The organism is Marinifilum sp. (genome assembly GCF_965230805.1).
Taxonomy (GTDB): Bacteria; Bacteroidota; Bacteroidia; order Bacteroidales; family Marinifilaceae; genus Marinifilum.
Genome location: NZ_OZ246019.1, coordinates 3,989,185 through 4,010,191 on the forward strand (window position 1 = coordinate 3,989,185; position 21,007 = coordinate 4,010,191).

General features: G+C 36.1%; 17 protein-coding genes, 1 tRNA gene and 1 riboswitch. Of the genes, 11 read left to right on the forward strand and 7 right to left on the reverse strand.

What is annotated here, in order from left to right; all coding sequences use genetic code 11:
- Positions 1–177 precede the first annotated feature (177 nt).
- Entirely contained in the window at positions 178–2,607 is a 2,430-nt protein-coding gene (locus ACO05S_RS15500; protein ID WP_421918921.1) for a glycoside hydrolase family 95 protein, read from the forward strand.
- Between the two features lie 451 nt (positions 2,608–3,058).
- Here the strand turns inward: ACO05S_RS15500 and ACO05S_RS15505 are convergent.
- The 6 genes from ACO05S_RS15505 to ACO05S_RS15530 all read right to left on the reverse strand — a co-directional run bounded on the left by ACO05S_RS15505 (position 3,059) and on the right by ACO05S_RS15530 (position 7,246).
- Positions 3,059–3,143, reverse strand: a tRNA-Ser gene (locus ACO05S_RS15505).
- Positions 3,144–3,288: 145 nt separating this feature from the next.
- Positions 3,289–4,227 carry a molybdenum cofactor synthesis domain-containing protein gene (locus ACO05S_RS15510; RefSeq protein ID WP_421918922.1) on the reverse strand — a complete coding sequence of 313 codons (939 nt, stop codon included), beginning with the start codon at positions 4,225–4,227 and terminating at the stop codon, positions 3,289–3,291.
- Between the two features lie 4 nt (positions 4,228–4,231).
- Positions 4,232–4,687, reverse strand: a complete 456-nt coding sequence (gene moaC, locus ACO05S_RS15515; protein WP_421918923.1) for a cyclic pyranopterin monophosphate synthase MoaC — start codon at positions 4,685–4,687, stop codon at positions 4,232–4,234.
- 49 nt (positions 4,688–4,736) lie between these two features.
- On the reverse strand, positions 4,737–5,537 hold the full coding sequence (locus tag ACO05S_RS15520; RefSeq protein WP_421918924.1) for a GTP 3',8-cyclase MoaA: 801 nt from the start codon (positions 5,535–5,537) through the stop codon (positions 4,737–4,739).
- Positions 5,521–6,696 carry a gephyrin-like molybdotransferase Glp gene (gene glp / locus ACO05S_RS15525; RefSeq protein WP_421918925.1) on the reverse strand — a complete coding sequence of 392 codons (1,176 nt, stop codon included), beginning with the start codon at positions 6,694–6,696 and terminating at the stop codon, positions 5,521–5,523. The genes ACO05S_RS15520 and glp overlap by 17 nt, the downstream gene beginning before the upstream one ends.
- Before the next feature lie 4 nt (positions 6,697–6,700).
- On the reverse strand, positions 6,701–7,246 hold the full coding sequence (locus tag ACO05S_RS15530; RefSeq protein WP_421918926.1) for a hypothetical protein: 546 nt from the start codon (positions 7,244–7,246) through the stop codon (positions 6,701–6,703).
- A gap of 88 nt (positions 7,247–7,334) precedes the next feature.
- Positions 7,335–7,478: riboswitch (molybdenum cofactor riboswitch) on the reverse strand.
- A gap of 244 nt (positions 7,479–7,722) precedes the next feature.
- Between ACO05S_RS15530 and ACO05S_RS15535 the strand changes: the two genes are divergently transcribed.
- Positions 7,723–8,655: a cation diffusion facilitator family transporter gene (locus tag ACO05S_RS15535; protein WP_421918927.1), complete on the forward strand. Its 933-nt coding sequence runs from the start codon at positions 7,723–7,725 to the stop codon at positions 8,653–8,655.
- On the opposite strand, the gene ACO05S_RS15540 is transcribed toward ACO05S_RS15535, so the two are convergent.
- A complete protein-coding gene (locus ACO05S_RS15540; RefSeq protein WP_421918928.1) occupies positions 8,652–9,302 on the reverse strand; it encodes an HAD family hydrolase in 651 nt (216 codons plus the stop codon). The two genes, ACO05S_RS15535 and ACO05S_RS15540, sit on opposite strands and share 4 nt — an antisense overlap.
- 561 nt (positions 9,303–9,863) lie before the next feature.
- On the opposite strand from ACO05S_RS15540, the gene thrA reads away from it, so the two are divergent.
- From thrA to ACO05S_RS15585, 9 genes are all read left to right on the forward strand, one after another.
- Positions 9,864–12,299 carry a bifunctional aspartate kinase/homoserine dehydrogenase I gene (gene thrA / locus ACO05S_RS15545; protein WP_421918929.1) on the forward strand — a complete coding sequence of 812 codons (2,436 nt, stop codon included), beginning with the start codon at positions 9,864–9,866 and terminating at the stop codon, positions 12,297–12,299.
- A 12-nt stretch (positions 12,300–12,311) separates the two neighbouring features.
- On the forward strand, positions 12,312–13,292 hold the full coding sequence (locus ACO05S_RS15550) for a homoserine kinase (RefSeq protein ID WP_421918930.1): 981 nt from the start codon (positions 12,312–12,314) through the stop codon (positions 13,290–13,292).
- A gap of 10 nt (positions 13,293–13,302) precedes the next feature.
- A complete protein-coding gene (gene thrC, locus ACO05S_RS15555; RefSeq protein WP_421918931.1) occupies positions 13,303–14,598 on the forward strand; it encodes a threonine synthase in 1,296 nt (431 codons plus the stop codon).
- A gap of 400 nt (positions 14,599–14,998) precedes the next feature.
- The gene (locus tag ACO05S_RS15560) at positions 14,999–15,301 is read left to right on the forward strand and encodes an HU family DNA-binding protein (RefSeq protein ID WP_421921295.1); all 303 of its coding nucleotides are present in this window, start codon (positions 14,999–15,001) and stop codon (positions 15,299–15,301) included.
- A gap of 69 nt (positions 15,302–15,370) precedes the next feature.
- Positions 15,371–16,060, forward strand: a complete 690-nt coding sequence (locus ACO05S_RS15565; RefSeq protein ID WP_421918932.1) for a TrmH family RNA methyltransferase — start codon at positions 15,371–15,373, stop codon at positions 16,058–16,060.
- 154 nt (positions 16,061–16,214) lie between these two features.
- Complete coding sequence (locus ACO05S_RS15570; RefSeq protein ID WP_421918933.1) at positions 16,215–16,922, forward strand: LytR/AlgR family response regulator transcription factor; 708 nt, start codon at positions 16,215–16,217, stop codon at positions 16,920–16,922.
- Positions 16,923–16,974: 52 nt separating this feature from the next.
- Complete coding sequence (locus tag ACO05S_RS15575) at positions 16,975–18,168, forward strand: aspartate aminotransferase family protein (RefSeq protein ID WP_421918934.1); 1,194 nt, start codon at positions 16,975–16,977, stop codon at positions 18,166–18,168.
- A gap of 1 nt (position 18,169) precedes the next feature.
- The gene (locus ACO05S_RS15580) at positions 18,170–18,964 is read left to right on the forward strand and encodes a hypothetical protein (protein ID WP_421918935.1); all 795 of its coding nucleotides are present in this window, start codon (positions 18,170–18,172) and stop codon (positions 18,962–18,964) included.
- A gap of 2 nt (positions 18,965–18,966) precedes the next feature.
- Complete coding sequence (locus ACO05S_RS15585; protein WP_421918936.1) at positions 18,967–20,925, forward strand: dipeptidyl-peptidase 3 family protein; 1,959 nt, start codon at positions 18,967–18,969, stop codon at positions 20,923–20,925.
- Positions 20,926–21,007 lie beyond the last annotated feature (82 nt).

Below are 21,007 nucleotides of genomic sequence, written 5' to 3' on the forward strand. Positions count from 1 at the left end.
ATTGATGACCAAAAGAACAAGAGAATTAAATATCAATCTTTTTGATTCATAATTGTTAATACTGCAAACCTGTAGGATTTTAGAGCTAAGACTCCTTGTTGTATAGCCAGTCCTGATTTGTAATCAGGGCTTTGGTAGCTTAGGATTTTTAATCCGAAAAGAAAAAATTATATACAGATGAAAAAAACAACCATTTTTTATTGGGTAATAGCACTCAGTAGTTTAATAACGTCATGTGGACTATCTACTCAGGATAAGAAAACCAAACTTAAACTCTGGTACAACAAACCCGCTGAACATTTTGAACAAGCGCTGGTTCTGGGAAATGGAAAAGTAGGAGCTTCGATTTATGGAGGAGTTAAAAAGGATAAAATTCATTTAAATGATATTACTCTTTGGGCAGGAGAACCAGTTGATCCGTACATGAGCCCCGAAGCTTATAAGGCTGTGCCCGAGGTAAGAGAAGCCTTGGAGAAAGAGGATTATAAAAAAGCAGATAAACTGGTAAGGCAGATACAAGGAAAATTCTCGGAGTCGTTTGCACCTTTGGGAACCATGTATCTCAATTTTCAGCACAAGGGTGATGCCAGTGAGTATTATCGCGAACTGGATATCTCAAATGCTGTTTCAAAGCTGACTTATAAAGTGGGTGATATACAATATAACCGAGAATATCTGGTTTCGAACCCTGATAAGCTGATCATGATAAAACTATCGGCCAGCGAAAAAGAAGCTTTAAACTTTGATGTAAAATTTGAGAGTTTACTAAAATATGCCACGGCTAATGAGGAAGGAGTTTTAGTGGCTCATGGTTATGCACCTTATCATGCCGAACCTAATTACCGGGGTGATATGCCCAATACCGTCCGGTTCGATAAGAATAGAGGAACCCGTTTCTCTAACCTGATTAAAGTAAAAGAAACCGATGGAGAAGTTGTAGTTACTGATAGTACCATACAAGTAAGAGGGGCAAAAGAAGCTGTTTTGTTGCTTAGTATTGAAACCAGCTTTAACGGATTTGATAAGGATCCTGCCAAAGAAGGAAAAGACAATAAAGGCTTAGCTTTAAAATACTTGTCAGAAGGTTTGGCAAAATTAACCGATGCAATAGAAAAAACTCATTTAGATGATTACCATTCTTTCTTTAATCGTTTGGAATTAAATCTGGGAACAGAAACAGAAATAAACTTGCCAACCGATGAGCGTCTGCAAAGATATGCAACAGGTGCTCAAGATAAGAATTTGGAGATATTATATTTTCAGTTTGGACGATATTTGCTGATCAGCTCATCGAGAACATTAGGTGTACCAGCTAACTTACAAGGGCTTTGGAACCACTACTTGCGTCCGCCTTGGAGTTGCAATTACACAGTTAATGTAAACGTAGAAGAAAATTACTGGTTGGCCGAAAATGCTAACTTATCCGAGTTGCACTTGCCTATGCTTAGTTGGATAGAGAATGTATCGAAAACCGGTGAGGTAACAGCAAAAACTTTTCTTGGAGTGCAAGAAGGATGGATGGCTTGCCACAATTCAGATATTTGGGCCATGAGCAACCCTGTGGGTGATTTTGGTAAAGGACACCCGGTTTGGGCCAACTGGTATATGGGTGGTGCTTGGTTAAGTACTCATTTGTGGGAGCATTACTCGTTTACCCAAGATAAAGCATTTTTACAAGAGGCCTATCCTATTATGAAAGGAGCTGCGCAGTTTTGCTTAAACTGGTTGATAGAAAAGAATAGAGAATTAATTACTTCACCTTCTTCTTCGCCAGAGAATTTATATAAAACTGATAAGGGGTATGTGGGAGCAACCCTATATGGTGCAACCGCCGATTTAGCATTTATTCGCGAGTTGTTTGAGCAATGCCTAAAAGCAACTGATGTTTTAGGGATTGATGCCGATTTTAAAAAAGAAATGGAAAAAGCCTACTCTGACTTACGTCCATATCAAATAGGTAATAAAGGAAATCTGCAGGAGTGGTATCACGATTGGGAAGATTACGACCCACAACATCGCCATCAAACCCATTTGTTCGGATTGTATCCCGGCCATCACATCTCTACCACTAAAACTCCTAAGCTAGCAGAGGCTTCACGAAGAACATTGGAAATCAAAGGAGATGAATCCACGGGTTGGTCAAAAGGATGGAGAATTAATCTTTGGGCACGCTTAAAAGATGGAAATCATGCTTATAAAATGTATCGCGAATTGTTGCAATATGTTGATCCATCTGGCTTAAAAACTACCTATGGTGCAGGAGGTGGAACCTATCCTAACCTGTTGGATGCTCACCCACCATTCCAGATTGATGGTAATTTTGGAGGAGCAGCTGGAGTTATAGAAATGTTGGTTCAATCCAATGGTGAAAGCATTGAATTATTGCCCGCATTGCCTGATGCTTGGAAGGAAGGAAGCGTAAAAGGGGTTTGTGCCCGAGGTGGTTTTGATTTGGATATGGAATGGAAAGATGGAAAACTTACCAAGCTTACTGTTTTATCGAAAGCAGGAAAAAAATGCTCCTTGCTTTATCAGGATAAAATAAGCGTATTGGAAACTGAAGCTGGCATGGAATATAAGCTGAATGGAGAATTAATTATAGAATAATTCAAAGACGCTTTTCTCTCATTGAGGATATCAATATTTTACTACTGAGAGCTTAATTTGGAATGAGAATTTCAAGTCTTCCTCTTATTTATATTTACCGGTAAATCTGCTCCCAAAAATTTTTATCGTACGTATTTTGGTTTTTCCCTCGGGCGAGGGAAAGACTTTTAATTGTACGTATCTTAGTTTTTCCCTGCCTCGAGGGAAAAGGTTCGACACTAGGGAGGGAAATGTCTTACCGAAAATATTGGTATATTATTATCATGATCCAGACACCAGTTTTCTTTACAGATTAACCAAAATTTATGCCTGATTGCTTGAAAGACCCAGATTTTTATCATGATTCCATGAACCTCCATTGTCTGGCCTTTGTTTACATTGGTATAAAAGAAAAAAAACCTTGCAAACGTACAGTTTACAAGGTTTTTCTTTCTGTTACATTTCTGCGAGGCGGAGAGAGAGGGATTCGAACCCCCGGTACGTTGCCGTACAATGGTTTTCAAGACCACCGCATTCGACCACTCTGCCATCTCTCCAGTATTTGTGCGAGCTTTGCTAGCTCTGTCATCTCTTGTGATAACGGGTGCAAATATAGAATAAAATTTAATTGCTACCAAAATTTTTTTTGCAATAAATTCGAATTGTTTTCGAAGCACTTGATGATCAGATCAATTAATTTATCTATGCATGCAGATCAAGTTCATTTAGCATGTAAAGAGAGTGTTCAATGGTTTTAAAAATCTCTCCGCAATACTCCTTAACAGCTTTAGGACTTCCAGGTAGGGTATAAATTAATGTTTGATCCATTACACCGGCAATTCCTCGGCTGAGCAAAGCGTTTGCTTTATTCATGCCATATTTTACTCTAATCAACTCCATAATTCCGGGAATCTGTTTTGTGATATGCTTATCAACCACTTCTGGTGTAATATCTTTTGGGCCTATTCCTGTACCGCCTGTAGTAAATACAATATCAAATCCTTCTTTTTTGGCTTTGTAAAGTAACTTTGAGAGTTCTTGTTCCCGATCGGGAATAATGTGTTTCTCTATTTTAAAATGTCGGTTTCGGGATAAATAAAACTCTTCACATAGCTTTTCAGCCAATGGACCGCTTTTATCTTCGTATTCGCCTTTTGAAGCTCTGTCACTTAGAGTGATAATCATTGTTTTAATTACCCTTGGATGATACATTAATATATCGCCGGCTTTTAAATCACCATCTTTAATCACCCTACAAAAAATCCCTTCTTTAGGCATCACACAATTTCCAAGTTCTTTGAAAATATTGCAATTGTCACCATGACATGTTTTTCCAATCTGCGTTACCTCCAGTTCCAGATCACCAAATGTGAATTTATCAAGAGGGGCAGTTTGATACAGTATAATTCCTTCTGTGGTAATATTCTCAGCAAATTCCCCAAAAGAAATTTCTCTTTTTGCTGCTGCCGAGAATATATCAATGCTTTCTTTGGCAAGCAAACTAACCTGGCGATGCCAGTTTCCTGTGTGAGCATCACCAACAACACCAATGGAACGCAATTGAATCGATTCAACAGGCTTTTTAATCGTACCTTTCTGTTCTGATATATTTACGGATAGTACATTAACTTCTTTTATCATAGTCTTATTTCAAATCAGTTTTATTTTTTTCCACCAAATGAATGTCTATTATTCTCATATTTTTATCAACAGCTTTGCACATGTCATAAATTGTAAGCAGAGCCACACTGGCAGCTGATAATGCTTCCATTTCTACTCCGGTTAGCCCAATGCATTTTACTCTTGTATCAGCAACAACTCCACCATCAAACACAGTACATGTAACTTCGGCTTTTGTAATTTGTAATGCGTGGCATAAGGGAATTAAATCGCTTGTTTTTTTAGCAGCCTGAACTCCTGCTATTTCGGCTACCGTTAGCACATCACCTTTTTTTATTGAGTTTTCTTTGATCAAACGAACTGTTTCCTGTTCCAATATAATTTTACCACTTGCTCTGGCTTCTCTAATCTTAGGAGTTTTACCAGCAACATCAACCATATTGGCTTTGCCTTTATTATCGATATGACTAAATTTTCCCATTCTATTATGTAATTAGCATGTTTTATGCGTTAAAGCGCATTTTTTATTATTAACCACCAATGCCATAGAAACTGTTCTTTTTATTTTTGCTTCCGGCTTCCGGTTTCTGATTAATTGATTGCTCTATTGCTCGTTTAGCACCCAATTCTTTCAAATCATATTCGCTCTGGTTAAATAAACATGGTTTTACTTTTCCGTTAGCAGTAAGACGAATGCGATTGCACTCAAGGCAATTTCCGCCTTTACCACCTTCAACAATAGAAAACTCACCAGTTTCCAGGTTCATTTGCCTGATAAATCGGAGATCAAGTTTTTTGCTCTTGCAATACTTCCTCAAAGCAGTTAAATCATTCAAATCAGTATCTGGCATTCTAACGCAGTTAATTTTAACCGGATGCAAACCTGCTTTCAAGGCGGCGTCAACTCCTCTAAACACATCTTCAATATTCCCAAAACGTGTTAATTGCCTGTATTTATCAGGATTCATGGTATCTAAGCTAATGTTTACACGCATTAGGCCAGCTTTTGCAAGTTTTTGGGCGTATTTTTCAAGCAGAATACCGTTGGTGGTCATGACAAGCTCTTCAATTCCTGCTGTGTTGGCAATCTTCTCTACCAATTCAACAATTCCTTTTCTTACCAATGGTTCACCACCTGTTAGTCTCACTTTCGTGATCCCCGAGGCTATTGCTTCTTTTACAAAATTCAAAATTTCTTCAAAGCTCAGTATTTCATCGTGCGCAATTAAATCAACCCCTTCTTCGGGCATACAATAAGTGCATCGAAGATTACAACGATCTGTAACGGATATTCTTAAATAGTTAATGTTTCGTTTATAGTTGTCTAACATGTACAAATTCTCCTTCGGTAAATTCATCAACCTCCCTGGGAACAGCCATTATTCCATCGGCAAATGTAAATGCGTTAATATGCGCTGATCCATGATATTCGATAGGAACAACTCTATTATTGGCATTAAATCGAACAGGAATAAATTCAAGCCTGTCAGTTCGTTTTCGCTTGTAATCTTCTGCTATAGGCATACGTACCATAGGAGCATTGTAGTCATGCCCCATTAATCTAAAAACAAGAGGTTTTCCTAATAGTTCGAACTGAACGAATGAGGATACCGGGTTGCCAGGCATTGCAAATACGTATTTTCCATTTTTTGCGGCAAATACAGTGTGTTTTCCCGGTTTTACAGCCAATGTGTGAAACCAGATGTTAAAACCAAGTTCTTTCAATATTTGCGGTACATAATCGTAATCACCAACCGAAACGCCTCCCGATACAATTATGATGTCATTTTCGGCAAGACATTTTTCCAAGGCTTCTTGAGTGACTTTCTTCGAGTCTTCAACTATCCCATAGTAATTTAGATCAATGCCAATTTTTTGCAATTGCGCTTGCAGCTGCCAGGAGTTTACATTTCTGATTTGAGAGATATTTGGCTTTTGTTGTGGTTCAACCAACTCGCTTCCAGTTGAAATTGAAGCTATACGAGGTTTGTTGTACACCAAAGGATGAGTACAACCAACAGTTGCCAATACGGATATATGCTGAGATTTTAATCTGGTTCCTTTTTTCAAAACAACATCATTTTCCTCAATGTCTTCTCCCTTTATGCAGATATTCGATTTTGTGATCTCTTTAATAATTCGAATTTTCTTGTTGTTCACTTGTTCAGTGTGCTCCACCATTACAACGGTATTGGCACCTTCGGGAATCATGGCTCCAGTCATTATTTTCGAACACTGTTTGCTTCCTATTTTTTTACTTGGAGCTACGCCAGCAGCAATTACTTCCAAAACTTCCAATTCATCAAACAAATCTTCTTTTCTACAAGCATAACCATCCATAGCCGATTTGTTAAAAGGAGGAATTGCCATATCTGATCGAACATCTTCAGCTAATACGCGATGTAAGCATTCTGAAATATCAATATGCTCTTTTTCTAACTTTTTTGTAGCGTGTTTTACTGTTTTAAGAGCCTCGTGAAACGTTATCATATTGCTAGTTCTTTATTATCCATTTTTTTTCAGAGAAACAGATGCTATTGGCATTAAGGCTGAATTTTTCACCATCAAATTCAATATTTAGATTCGCTATTTCTCTAAATTTTAATGTGTTGGGTTTTAGTTTCTTATTGTTTTTGCTTTCTATCATTATAAATAAACCGGGCCGAATAATATTTCTTAATCCTCCCGATTCTATTATAAAAAGGCTGTTTGTCGATATAATACTATTCAAGCAAAGCAGAACCTCATTTAGATATTTATCTTTTGATTGCACATAGTATACTTCTTTTGCTCCGGCTGCAAGAAGTCTGTTACTATCCTTACTGCCAACCTGATGGGTTTCTTTTATAATCTGATAATTATCCTCACTTGCTATCACTTCCGCATTAAGGTCAAGATCATGAAAATGAGGACAAATTTTAATTCCAATAACCGAATGTTTTTGCTGCAATGATTTGATAAGCTGACAAGCAAAAAGTGTTTTTCCAACATTTTGACCATTACCAGCAAGCAGAACTATATTTTTCCTCTTTATTGTCATACAAAAAAACCTCCAACTCATCGCAGAATTGGAGGTAATCTATATGTTTTGTTTTCAATAGATTGATGACAAGTACTCAATCCATTCCGATTCACACAATTTCGCTCCTTTCCAATTTTTGGACATTTATCCTGCGGGAGGCAAATCCGTTTACGAACTTACCCATCGGTTGATAAGTCGTGCAGATTTTGATATCTGTTTAGAACTTATAAACTCGGAGTTATTTTTATTACTGTTTGTAAAGATATTAATATTAACGAATCTAAAAATGTGTGTGTTTGATTTGTTCTAGGTTTTAAAATTAGGATGATTTTGAATGAATGGAAAAGGGAATACAAACCACTTGTCATCATTGGGTTTTATAAGAATTACTTAGCAAGCTGTAATAAAGTAAAAAAGACTTTTCCCTCTTATTTATAATTGATTTGATTAAAAATGGCTTTATTTAATATGTCATTTAGCTTATTTAATTGAATATGGGAAATCACGCACACCATCATAAACAGGATCATGGTCATTTGAAGGGAAGAAACTTAGGCATAGCAATTCTTTTGAATATAGGAATTACTGTAGCGCAAGTGGTTGGTGGATTTATTTCCGGAAGTTTAGTATTACTGTCTGATGCATTGCACAACTTTTCTGATGTTTTGGCATTAATTATTAGTTGGTTTGCAAGCAAATTGTCAGGAAGAAAGCAAAGTGCTCGTCAAACTTTTGGTTACAAACGAGCGGAAATATTGGCGGCCTTAATCAATGCTGTTTCATTAATTGTAATCGCATTTTTTCTTTTAAAAGAAGCAATTGAACGATTGGGAGAACCTCAGAATATTAACTCGGGAATTGTAATGATTCTAGGAGGTGTTTCGATAGTTTTAAATGGATTAAGTGTTTTGTTGGTAATGAAAGATGCTAAGGACAATATTAATATGCGATCAGCCTATTTGCACTTGCTTACTGACATGATATCGTCGGTGGCAGTTTTACTAGGTGGATTAGCGATGTATTTGTGGGGAATTTCTTGGGTTGATGGCATCCTGTCTATTGCAATAGCACTTTACCTTGTATACTCAAGTTGGGGACTAATTGTAGAAAGTGTCAGGATCATAATGCAATTTGCTCCAATTCATATTAATCTGGATGATGTTCAGGAGAAGTTAAAAACTTTAGAAGAGGTCGAAAATATACACCATGTGCACGTTTGGCAGTTAGATGACAAGCAGATTAATTTTGAGGCCCATATAAGTTTCAAAAAGGATTTACCTTTAAGTGTAGTGAATATTGTCCTACACAAAATAGAGCAAATCCTTCATGATGATTTTGAGATTAATCATGTTACCTTACAACCCGAAATTAATGGATTCTGCCAGGATGATAGCTTGATAAGTCAAGATAAACCTCTTTCGCATTAGTCGAATGAGGCCATTAAATCCATAGGATTTTCCAATAAGGTTTGTGCTCCGTTTTCCAACAATTCTTCCAAATCTCTAAAGCCCCATAAAACACCAACTGCATGCATGCCTGAGTTGTGAGCTGTTGCCATATCAACACCTGAATCGCCTACATACATTAATTCAGAAGGATCTATACCCATTTTATCACTAATAAAAATTGCACCTTTAGGATTAGGTTTTCTCGGTATTTCGCCACCGGCTCCCAATACATGTTCTAATTTCCAATCGGAAAGTAAAACTTTAACTACCTTTTGTGTAAGTTCGTTTGCTTTGTTTGAAAAAACTGAGATCTTAATCCCTTTATCCCTAAGGGAATCTAAAAGGTCTTTAATGCCAGGATATAAGCAGGTTTTAACAATGCAATTCTCATCGTAAACGCTCATCATGCGTTCGTAATTTTTTTTAATTTCTTCAGAGCTTCTGTTTTCATTTGGTAATGATTTTTCAACCAATGATCTTATTCCTCTTCCAACAAAGGTTTTGTAAGTGGTGTAGTCGTGGGTTGGAAAATTATTTTCTTCAAGCACCTGATTCATTGAATCGGCAATATCTTCAATTGAATTGGCAAGTGTGCCGTCTAAATCAAAAATTACTCCTTTTATCATGATTTGAGTCAGTTAATTTATATTTGTGTTCAATGCAAATATAATAACCAGAGTTTGATTAAAAATGTTCTTACAGTTTGCACTGATTTTAATTGGAAATTAATCTAAAAGTATTATAAGTTCTCTTAAAAGGTCATTGTTACAAAATCTTCAATCTCTGATATTAGCAATATAGATTCTAAAATATTTTTTAGGAGTCGCATTGTTTCAAAATAAAAATATCTATATTTGAACCTCACGAAAGCGTAGAAACAGATAATGCATAAAAGTACGAACATAGCTATGATGAACATGCCAACAGTTGGTATGTGCGCTGCTTTTGGCATTACCACCACCACAACTACAACAACGATGACCCGTTAGGGGTCAATATTATTACATATCACCAAATGTGAGTATTAACCATACTCAAAAGTACATCGAAAAGTTTGTGTCTGATAAAATACATGTCGTAAATTCATTTGCGATATTATAGTATTAGATAATGATTACCATTATATAATCATTGATGATGAAATCAACATTTGTAAGGAGAGAAAATCATCAAAACAAAACAAAAGCATGAAAGTTTTAAAATTTGGAGGAAGCTCGGTAGCCAATGCAGAAAGTTGCCATCGGGTGAAAGAGATTGTCAAAAAGAACCAAGAAAGCTGTAAGCAAGTTGTAGTTGTGTCGGCTTTTGGCGGTGTTACCGACGAACTTGAACGTTGCATTAAAATGGCTAGCCTAAAAAACAAGGAGTACGAAATGGTTGTAGATGATGTGCATCAAAGACACCAAAGTATGATTCAACAGCTAGGGCTTAATAGCAAATTAAATGAGAAATTGTACGCAAAATTTGCTGAAATTTCGGATCTATTGCAAGGAGTTTATCTTTTGGAAGATATATCGGAAAAAGTACGCAATACAGTATTGGGAGCAGGTGAATTGATGTCCTCTATGATTCTCGCAGAGTTCTTTAAAGAGGCTGGTCTTAAAACGGAGTATTTCGATTCCAGAAAATACATAAAAACACAAAATGGGAAAGGTGTTTATTTAAATGCCGAACAAACCAATGCCAAACTCAATGAACTTAAACAACAACAATTCGAGGTAGCGTTATTTCCAGGTTTTATAGCTTCAGGGCAAAAAGGGGAGATGACTCTACTGGGGCGCGGAGGTTCTGATTATACTGCATCAATTCTTGCAGCCGGCTTAGGCTGTTCAGAACTGGAAATCTGGACCGATGTAAGTGGAATGTATACTGCGGATCCAAGATTTGTTTCTCAGGCTGCTCCAATTAATAGAATGTCTTTTCAGGAAGCAATGGAGTTGTCTCATTTCGGAGCTAAAGTGATTTATCCTCCAACTTTGATTCCTGTTGTCCAAAATCAAATAGATGTTCGCATTAAAAACACTTTTGCCCCTGATGACCAAGGAACTTTAATAAGTAAAACTCCAGGAGAGGAAAGGTCTGTGGTTCGAGGATTATCTTCGGTGAACGAAATTAATCTTTTTACTTTATCTGGCAGTGGTGTTATTGGTATTAGTGGTTTTGCTTCCCGTTTTTTTACTGTTTTGGCACAGAATAAAATTAATGTTGTATTAATTACCCAGGCGTCATCGGAACATAGTATTAGTGTTGGTATCCATAAGGATGATACCGAACATGCAGTAGAAGCTCTTAAGAACGAATTTGAAATGGAAATTCGAATGAACCTGGTGAACAAACCTGCGGTGGAAGAAAATTTATCGATTGTAGCCATTGTTGGTGAAGATATGGGATTCACTCCCGGAATATCAGGAAAAGTGTTCAGCGTTCTTGGCAAAAACGGGGTGAATATTCGTGCCATGGCGCAAGGTGGTAACGAAATGAATCTAACTTTTATGGTTCGCACCAAGGACATTAAGAAAGTTCTGAATGTAATACATGAAGAATTTTTTGATTCTACTTACAAAAAGGTGAACCTATACATTGCAGGACTTGGAAATGTAGGAGGGAAATTGTTGGAGTTTATTAAAAATCAGTACGAACACCTTTTGGAGGAGAAAGGGCTGCAGTTAATCATTAGAGCCGTAACCAATAGCCGAAAAATGTACTTTGCTCAAAATGAGGGCCTGCTTGAAAACTGGGAAGAAAAACTAAATAGTGAAGGGATAAAAGCAGATTTGCAGGAGTTTGTAAAGTTAATGGATCAATCAAATCTACGTAATCGAATTTTTGTTGATATTACAGCCAGCGAGCAGGTAAGCGAGGTTTACGAACAAATATTAAACTCAACGGTTGCCATTGTGGCATGTAATAAAATTGCTGCATCCTCTGAATTCGAAAACTATAAAACCATTAAGGCAACAGCAAAAAAACACAATGTTGAATTCATGTTTGAGAGTAATGTCGGAGCAGGATTGCCTGTAATCAGTACCATAAATAGTTTGGTGAATACTGGAGATGAAATTATAGGGATAGATGCCGTTGTTTCTGGTAGTTTGAATTTTATCATGAATGAATTTAATAAAGGAAAGTCTTTAGCTGAAGCGGTAAGAATGGCAATAGAACAAGGGTTTACAGAGCCTGATCCAAAGATTGATTTAAGCGGAATGGATGTTCTTAGAAAATTGTTGATTTTATCCAGAGAAGCAGGATATCAATTGGAAGAAAAAGAGGTGGAACATCAACCTATGATACCGGAATCATGTTTGCAAGCTAATACTGCTGAAGATTTATTGAAAGATTTGGAAGCAAACAATGATCATTTCGAAGCATGGAGAAAAGTAATGAAAGAAAAAAATATCCGTTACCGATACATTGCTTCATTTATAGATGGAAAAGCCAATGTAAGCCTTAAAGAGGTTAGCCCAGATCATCCGTTTTATGATATCCACGGTAAGGATAATGTGATTTCCCTAAAGACCAAATGGTATGATGATCAACCTTTAATTATAAAAGGAGCTGGAGCTGGAGCAGAAGTTACGGCATCGGGAATTTTTGGTGATATTATAAGAGTGAGCAGAAATTAATCTAGTGTTAAGATGGAAAGGAAATCGGTAAACTATTGTAAAAACGGTGGTAAGAGTGGGGTAAACATGGTGGAAGAAGTTAAGGTTTTTGCTCCTGGCAGCGTGTCAAATGTTGGCTGTGGTTTCGATATATTAGGATTAGCCATTGATGGTGTTGGTGATGAAATGATCTTGAGAAAGAATGATGAAAATAGAATTATCATTCGTCCGGTAAACGGATATGAAAATTTGCCAACAGATCCGAAAAAGAATGTAGCCGGAGTTGCCATTCAGGCGCTTTTAGATGATTTAGCCAGCAATCAAGGATTCGATGTAGAAATTGTAAAGAATATCAAGCCAGGAAGCGGAATTGGTTCTAGTGCAGCAAGTGCGGCGGGAGCCGTTGTTGCTGCTAATGAGTTGTTGGGCAATCCCTATTCACGAATGCAGTTGGTAGAGTTTGCTATGATTGGTGAGGAAGTAGCTTCCGGAGATATTCATGCTGATAATGTAGCGCCAGCTACTTTGGGTGGTTTCTGTTTGATTCGCGGATACAACCCATTGGATGTAATTCATATCAATCCCCCTAAGGATTTGTGGTGTGTGGTAATTCATCCGCAAATTGAGATCAAAACGAAAGAATCAAGAGAGTTATTGTCGCCAGAGGTTTCATTAAAAAAAGCAATTCGCCAGTGGGGTAATGTGGCTGGTTTAATGTCTGGGTTGTACACTTCAGATTATGGCTTAATCGGAAGGTCGTTGGAAGATCATATTGTGGAACCACAAAGAAAAGTTTTAATTCCCGAATTTGATGAACTGAAATTATCAGTGATGGAGGCAGGTGCATTGGGTTGTAGCATTTCAGGCTCTGGTCCATCTGTATTTGCTTTTGCTAATGGAAAAGAATCAGCCGACGTGGTTGCCAATGCCATGGATGTGGTTTTTAAAAGAACCCAACTGGATTATAAAATATATGTATCGAAAGTAAGTGATGGAGGAGTGAAAATTTTATAAAAGAAGATTGATGAAGTATTTTAGTACTAATAATAAAGACTTGCGATATAGCTTTAAAGAAGCCGTATTAAAAGGATTAGCTCCAGATAAAGGATTATTCTTCCCAGTAAGTATCCCAAGATTAGATGATACATTCTTTCAAGATCTACCAAATAAAAGTTTAGCTCAAATTGGTTTCGAAGTTGCAAAGTATTTTGTTGGTGATGATATCTCGGAAGCTGAGTTAAGAAAAATATGTGAGGAGGTATTTAATTTTCCTATACCCTTGGTAAAAATTGAAGAAAGGGTGTACACTCTTGAGCTATTTCATGGTCCAACATGCGCATTTAAAGATGTTGGAGCACGTTTTATGAGTAGATGTTTGCGCGCTTTTGCAAAACAAAATCAAGAAAATGTTACCATTCTTGTTGCAACATCTGGTGATACAGGTAGTGCTGTAGCTAATGGTTTTTTAGGAGTAGAAGGTGTTAATGTAATTATTCTCTATCCCAAAGGAAAGGTGAGTCAAATTCAGGAGCAGCAGTTAACTACAATGGGGCGGAATATAACGGCTTTGGAGGTTGAAGGAACATTTGACGATTGTCAGACTTTGGTTAAAAGAGCTTTTGCGGATGAAGAATTAGGTAGGAAAATGAATCTAACATCGGCAAACTCAATAAATATTGCTCGTTTGTTACCTCAGAGTTTTTACTATTTCTATGCTCTTGCTCAATTGCCGGAAAAAGATAAGGATGTTCTTGTATCAGTTCCAAGTGGTAATTACGGAAATTTAACAGGTGGTTTACTAGCAAAACAAATGGGTTTGCCAATTAAGAATTTTATTGCATCTGCAAATAGAAATAAAATTGTTCCGGATTATCTTGATAACGGTATATATGAGCCAAAGGCATCAGTACAAACCATATCTAATGCAATGGATGTTGGTGCTCCAAGTAATTTTGTTAGAATGATGGAATTGTATCAGGAGAATCATTCAGATATTATTAATGATCTTAGTGGAGCTTGGTTTAGTGATCAGGAAACAATAGATGCAATGAAGAATGTATATAAAACGAAATCTTATATTTTAGATCCTCATGGAGCAGTTGGTTATTTAGGATTGAAAAAATACTTAAATAAAGAAAAGCAAGTTGGAATATTTTTAGAGACGGCACACCCTGCCAAATTCAAAGACACAGTTGAAAGTGCAGTAAAAAAAGAGATTGAAGTACCTAATTATCTTGTTGACTGTCTAAAAAAGAAAAAAAATAGTATAGCGATAAGTAAATATTTTGATGACTTAAAAGAATATCTATTAAATCAATGAATTAGAATGTATAAGCATGTATTTAAGGTGGTTTCTTTGAACAAATTAAAATGATATAAAACACTGGAATGTACATATGCGGAAAAAATAGTACTATTTTAGAAATTGATGTAAAGTGTTGAAAGTAAAAGATTAATGATGAATTTACTCGAAGTGTAATTTATATAAGTTATCTGGTAAAATGCTTTTCGTAAAGTGAATTTGGTTAAATCTAAATATAGAATAAGTACTGTTATGATTTGATTATATTTTCTGTGTGTAAGATATATTCTATGGTTTTAAAAAAGCCTATGCATTATTATGTTTTTATTTTAGACGGAAAAAGTTTCTTGTTTTTCCTAAATGAAATTTGCAAACGTTTAGAAATCCTTTATATTTGTATAGAAATCAAATTAAAAGAATTTTTTTAACCCTAAAATTTTATAAAGTTATGAACAAAGCTCAATTAATTGATGCAATTGCTAGCAAGGCTGGTTTAACTAAAGCTGATTCTAAAAAAGCATTAGACGCTTTTATTGAAACTACTACTGAAGCATTAAAAGGTGATGATAGAGTAGCCCTTGTTGGATTCGGTTCATTTTCTGTATCAAAACGTGATGCTAGAACAGGTAGAAATCCTCAAACTGGCAAGCCAATCAATATTCCTGCTAAAAAGGTTATTAAATTTAAGGCTGGTTCAGAATTAGCAGACTCAGTACAGTAAATATATTGTAAGTCAGATGAAATTAGGGGGGTAATCATACCTCCTTTTTTTATACCATAAGTTTTAAATATGGATAAAGATTTACTTCTGCGATCAATTCAATTTTTAGAGGAATTTTCAACAAAAAATCGCATAGATCTTATAAATCAAAACATAAACAACAGAACAAGATTTATTTCTGTTGTTTTAGAAAATATTTTTCAATCTCAAAATGCAAGTGCAGTTGTGCGTTCTTGCGATTGTTTTGGTATTCAGGATTTACATATCATCGAAAATTCCAATGAGTATATTTTGAATCCTGATGTGGTAATGGGGGCATCAAAATGGGTTGACCTATACAGGCATAATGAAAAGGAGCAGAATACGCTCGAAACAATAAAAGAACTAAAAGAGAAAGGATACAGAATTGTTGCAACAACTCCTCATACTAATGATGTTCTCTTACCGGATTTCGATTTGTCAAAAGGGAAGTCAGCTTTCTTTTTTGGTACCGAACTAACAGGTTTATCCGATGTTGTAATGGAACATGCTGATGAATTTGTAAAAATACCCATGTACGGTTTTACCGAAAGCTTTAATGTTTCTGTTTCTGCTGCACTAGTTTTAAATCAATTGGCTACCAATATTAGAAAAACAAATGTTGATTGGCAATTATCAGAATTAGAGAAGTTGGAATTAAAGCTTGAATGGTTGAAAAAATCGGTTAACAAAGGCGAAATGTTGTTAGAGGAACAGTATAAACGCTGGAAAATGAGATAATAAAGCCAAAATTTTAGTTGAACTGATGTCTAGGTAATATTTTCTATAAATATTTCGGAAATGGTAAAAAGATTGTTATTTTTGATGAAAACATTCTAACAGTAGACAAATAATATTTATTCGCTTGTACCTGACAATTAAATAATACCACTATATGAACTGCGTTGTAATAGATGATGATAAACTTTCAAGAAAAGTTGTAGAGAGTTACATTGAAAGAACAGATTTCCTAACTTTTGGAGCATCCTACCCAAGTGCCATTGATGCAATCAATAACATTAAAAAGAACGAACCTGTTGATTTGATATTTTTGGATATTGAAATGCCGGAAATGAGCGGCATGGAATTCCTTAATAGTTTAAATACAACGCCTCAGATTATTATCATATCATCGAAAGAACAATATGCTTTAGAAGCTTTTGAATATGATGTTACTGATTATTTGTTAAAGCCCATCAGTTATAGTCGTTTCTTTAAAGCAGTAAGTAAAGCAAATAAGCGTTATAAAAATAGCGAAGGATTTATTCAGGATAAGAATGAGATTTTTATCAAAAGCAACTCTTCACTGGTAAGATTGAATTACGACGACATTTTGTGGATTGAAGCCCTGGAAAATTATGTTGTAGTGAATACCTATCAGGAAAAATATACAATTCATTTTACCATGAAGGCTATTGAAGAGAAGATGCCTGCTGCCCGTTTTTCGAGAATCCATCGTTCGTATATCGTAAATCTTAGTAAAATAGAGATGATTGAGGATAACTCAGTCGTAATTGAAACCGATGGAGGCCCAAAGTCAATTCCAATAGGAAAATCATACCGTGATAAATTAATGGGAGACATCAATTTAATGACTCGATAGTTTTCTTTTCGCAGGATTTTTTTGAATTTTGTATTCATTAAAAATTCTGAGTATGATTAGCAATAGACAATTATTTTTACAACATGTAGCTACAACTTCTGATTTTCCAATTGCATTGGAAATAGAACGAGCAGAAGGAATATATATGTACGACCCGAGCGGGAAGCCTTATTTGGATCTCGTTTCGGGCGTTTCTGTTAGTAACCTGGGGCATGGACATCCAAAAGTGCGACAAGCCATAAAAGATCAGGTAGATAAATACATGCACTTAATGGTGTATGGTGAATTTATCGAAACCCCGCAGGTTCAGCTAGCAAAATTACTTTCCGATAATCTTCCTGAAAATTTAAATTCAGTTTATTTCGTGAACTCAGGTAGCGAAGCAAATGAAGGAGCACTTAAACTTGCAAAAAGATATACAGGAAGATCTGAAATTATTCACTTTACAAGAGCTTATCATGGAAGTACTCATGGAGCTTTAAGTGTATTGTGCGATGAGGAAATGAAAAATTCTTACCGCCCATTGTTGCCGGATGTAAGAATGATTGAATTCGGAAATCTAATGCATTTGGAACAGATAACAGAGCGCACAGCTTGTGTTATTTTAGAGCCTATTCAGTCGGAAGGAGGAATGATCATTCCTTCGAAAGAGTACATTCAGGCCTTAAGAGCTCGTTGCACCGAGAAAGGAGCCCTGCTTATTTTCGACGAGGTACAAATGGGTTTCGGACGAACTGGTAAGCTATTTGCTTTTGAACATTTCGATGTTGTGCCGGATATTTTATGCTTGGCTAAAGCCATGGGAGGAGGAATGCCTGTTGGAGCGTTTATTTCTGATAAGAAAATTTTAGACTCTTTTAAAACCAACCCAATGCTTGGCCATATCACAACCTTTGGAGGTCATCCTGTGTGTTGTGCAGCTGCTAAAGCTTCATTGGAGGTTCTGTTAGAGGAAAAGATTGTTGAAGATGTTCAGCGAAAGGGAGAGCTTTTTGTTGAACTGCTAAAAGATCATCCTTTGGTAAAGGGGTTTCGACAATTGGGACTTTTTATTGCGGTAGTTGTAGAATCCAAAGAAATAATGCTTGAAATTATGAAGGAAGCCCACGAATTGGGAGTTGTGATGGATGCATTTCTTTTCTGTGATGATGCGTACAGAATTGCTCCACCTTTGAATATCACTGATAAGGAGATTCACCACGCTTCAAATCTATTAATTCAAGCTATGGATAAGGTAAATAGCTAATATGAAAATTGCTTGCATACTATTGTTATTATGTTTTGGAATTGATTCACATGCTCAATTGGCAGAATCGGAAAGTAAATTAAAGTCAAATTTTGATGCTTTGATTGAAGCTGAACAGGATTCTGTAAAACTGGCAATCTGTAAACGAATCGAAAAATCTCTTGTAAAGATCTTAAAGCAAGAGGAGAGCTTTGAATATCCTTTTGCCAAATTAAATTACTTGGGAAAAATAACTTCTCCGGATTTAAGATTCAGAATTTACAATTGGAACTGTGCACTATCGGATGGAAGCTACAAGTATTTTGGTGTGTTTCAGTTCAAAGAAAAATCTAATATAAAAGTGCAGGTTCTTGCCGATAAAGTTGAAGCAAATATGTTTTCCTCTTACCGAAAGGAAAATTGGCCGGGAGCTTTGTATTACAAAATCATACCTTTTAAATCAAAAGGAATGGCTAGTTATATTTTACTAGCTTGGGACGGAAACAATATGACTAGCAATAAAAAAATAATCGAAGTCATTTGTTTTGATAAGACTGGAATTGTATTTGGAAAACCAGTCATTTTTTGGAGAGGAAAAATGTTGAATCGTGTGATTTTTGAATATGCCAAACAAGCACGAATGAGTATTGAATATCAAGAAGAAGAAAAAAGATTGGTGTTTGATCATTTGGCTCCATCTTCACCACAATATAAAAATCAATTTGAATATTACGGTCCTGATTTTACCCATGATGCTTTGGTTCTTAAAAAAGGAATCTGGGTATTGCAGGAAAATGTTGATGTAAGAAAAAAATAGTTATGAACGATACTTTTAAATACCAAACGGAGCAATTTGCCGATGTAAAAATTTTGCGATATCAGGTTCCGGGATTTCAGGACTTAAGTTTACAGCAAAAAAAGTTGATCTATTTTTTGGCCGAAGCTGCAAGATGTGGTCGTGATATTTTGTTTGATCAGAACAATAAATACAACCTTAGGATCAGAAGAACATTAGAAGCGATTGTAAAGTCGTATGATGGTGATAGAGAGACTGACGACTTCAAGAAATTTTTAGTTTATACAAAAAGGGTTTGGTTTTCAAATGGTATTCATCACCATTATTCCATGGATAAATTTATGCCCGAGTTTGATGAGGAATATTTTGGAGAATTACTGGCTAATACCAATCCTGATTTATTACCATTGGCACAGGGACAGGAACTTATAGGTTTGATGGATGTTCTTCTTCCCGTGATTTTTGAGAAGGAAAGTGAGGCAAAGAGAGTAGTCTTAAATCCTGATTTGGACTTAATCTCCGATTCTGCTAATAACTATTACGAAGGAGTAAATCAGAAGGAAGCAGAAGAATTTTATTCAAGCGCATACAAAGGAGATCCTGATCAACCATTATCGGTTGGTTTAAATTCAAAGTTGATTAAGGAGAATGGTCAATTAATCGAAAAAGTATGGAAAATTGATGGTATGTATGCCGAGGCAATCGAGAAAATTGTTTTTTGGTTGGAAAAAGCCATTGATGTTGCTGATAGTAATCTTCAAAAAGAATCGTTACTAAAACTTGTTGATTTTTATAAAACAGGAGATTTAAAAACTTTTGATGAGTACTCGATACTCTGGGTAAAGGATTTAGATGCGCATGTGGATGTGGTGAACGGGTTTATTGAGGTATATGGCGATGCATTGGCATTTAAAGCCAGCTGGGAATCGGTGGTTAATTTTAAGGATATTGAGGCTACCAAACGAACCGAGATGATTTCGGATAATGCGCAGTGGTTCGAAGACAATTCGCCTGTTGATGATAGATTTAAGAAGGATGAAGTGAAGGGAGTTAGTGCGAAAGTGATTACAGTAGCCATGTTGGGAGGCGATTGTCATCCGGCTACTCCAATAGGAATTAATTTGCCTAATGCCGAATGGATTCGAAAAGAACATGGTAGCAAATCGGTAACCATTGATAATATTACGCATGCTTATCATCAATCATCACTAAAAAGTGGGATGTTAGAAGAATTTGCCTATAACCAGGAGGAAATTGCAAGGGCCAAAGAGCATGGCTATTTGGGTGGAAATCTTCATACCGATTTACATGAATGTTTGGGACATGGGTCAGGACAATTGTTGCCGGGGGTTGGAATGGATGCCTTAAAGAATTATCACTCGACCTTGGAAGAGGCCAGAGCTGATTTGTTTGCCCTTTACTATATGATGGATCCGAAAATGCTTGAAATCGGCTTAATGCCAAGTTTGGATGTAGCCAAAGCAGAGTACGATGGATATATCCGCAATGGATTAATGACCCAACTTACACGAGTAGAGTTGGGTAAGGATATCGAGGAATCGCACATGCGAAATCGCCAACTGATTGCCAAATGGGTTTTTGAAAAGGGTGAGAATGCCATCGAGAAAATCGTAAAGGAGAATAAGACTTTCTTTGTGATAAAGGATTACGAAAAACTACGAGACCTTTTTGGAAAATTACTTGCAGAGGTTCAGAGAATTAAATCGGAAGGTGATTTTGAGGCAGGTAAAGCCTTGGTTGAAGATTATGCAGTTGTGGTAGATACCGATTTGCACAAGGAGGTGAAAGGGCGATTCGAAAAACTGAAGCTTGCTGCATACGCCGGATTTATTAATCCTGATTATCATCCGGTAATAGAAAATGATGAGATGGTTGATGTGGAGATTTCGTATCCTATGGATTTTTCAGAACAGATGCTAGAGTATAGCGAGAAGTACTCCTTCTTGCCACACATCAATTAAAAAATAGTTTTGCGAAAAGGATACTATAAGTTTTAATTATTTGAAGAAGGCAAAGTTCATTGCAACTTTGCCTTCTTTTTTT

Excerpts from the sequence above, each read along its gene's own strand:
- ACO05S_RS15500 (WP_421918921.1), top strand. The coding sequence starts at position 178 with ATGAAAAAAACAACCATTTTTTATTGGGTAATAGCACTCAGTAGTTTA.
- thrA (WP_421918929.1), top strand. The coding sequence starts at position 9,864 with ATGAAAGTTTTAAAATTTGGAGGAAGCTCGGTAGCCAATGCAGAAAGT.
- ACO05S_RS15530 (WP_421918926.1), bottom strand. The coding sequence starts at position 7,246 with ATGACAATAAAGAGGAAAAATATAGTTCTGCTTGCTGGTAATGGTCAA.
- ACO05S_RS15510 (WP_421918922.1), bottom strand. The coding sequence starts at position 4,227 with ATGATAAAAGAAGTTAATGTACTATCCGTAAATATATCAGAACAGAAA.
- ACO05S_RS15540 (WP_421918928.1), bottom strand. The coding sequence starts at position 9,302 with ATGATAAAAGGAGTAATTTTTGATTTAGACGGCACACTTGCCAATTCA.
- moaC (WP_421918923.1), bottom strand. The coding sequence starts at position 4,687 with ATGGGAAAATTTAGTCATATCGATAATAAAGGCAAAGCCAATATGGTT.
- glp (WP_421918925.1), bottom strand. The coding sequence starts at position 6,696 with ATGATAACGTTTCACGAGGCTCTTAAAACAGTAAAACACGCTACAAAA.
- thrC (WP_421918931.1), top strand. The coding sequence starts at position 13,303 with ATGAAGTATTTTAGTACTAATAATAAAGACTTGCGATATAGCTTTAAA.
- ACO05S_RS15535 (WP_421918927.1), top strand. The coding sequence starts at position 7,723 with ATGGGAAATCACGCACACCATCATAAACAGGATCATGGTCATTTGAAG.
- ACO05S_RS15520 (WP_421918924.1), bottom strand. The coding sequence starts at position 5,537 with ATGTTAGACAACTATAAACGAAACATTAACTATTTAAGAATATCCGTT.
- ACO05S_RS15575 (WP_421918934.1), top strand. The coding sequence starts at position 16,975 with ATGATTAGCAATAGACAATTATTTTTACAACATGTAGCTACAACTTCT.
- ACO05S_RS15550 (WP_421918930.1), top strand. The coding sequence starts at position 12,312 with ATGGAAAGGAAATCGGTAAACTATTGTAAAAACGGTGGTAAGAGTGGG.
- ACO05S_RS15565 (WP_421918932.1), top strand. The coding sequence starts at position 15,371 with ATGGATAAAGATTTACTTCTGCGATCAATTCAATTTTTAGAGGAATTT.
- ACO05S_RS15585 (WP_421918936.1), top strand. The coding sequence starts at position 18,967 with ATGAACGATACTTTTAAATACCAAACGGAGCAATTTGCCGATGTAAAA.
- ACO05S_RS15570 (WP_421918933.1), top strand. The coding sequence starts at position 16,215 with ATGAACTGCGTTGTAATAGATGATGATAAACTTTCAAGAAAAGTTGTA.
- ACO05S_RS15580 (WP_421918935.1), top strand. The coding sequence starts at position 18,170 with ATGAAAATTGCTTGCATACTATTGTTATTATGTTTTGGAATTGATTCA.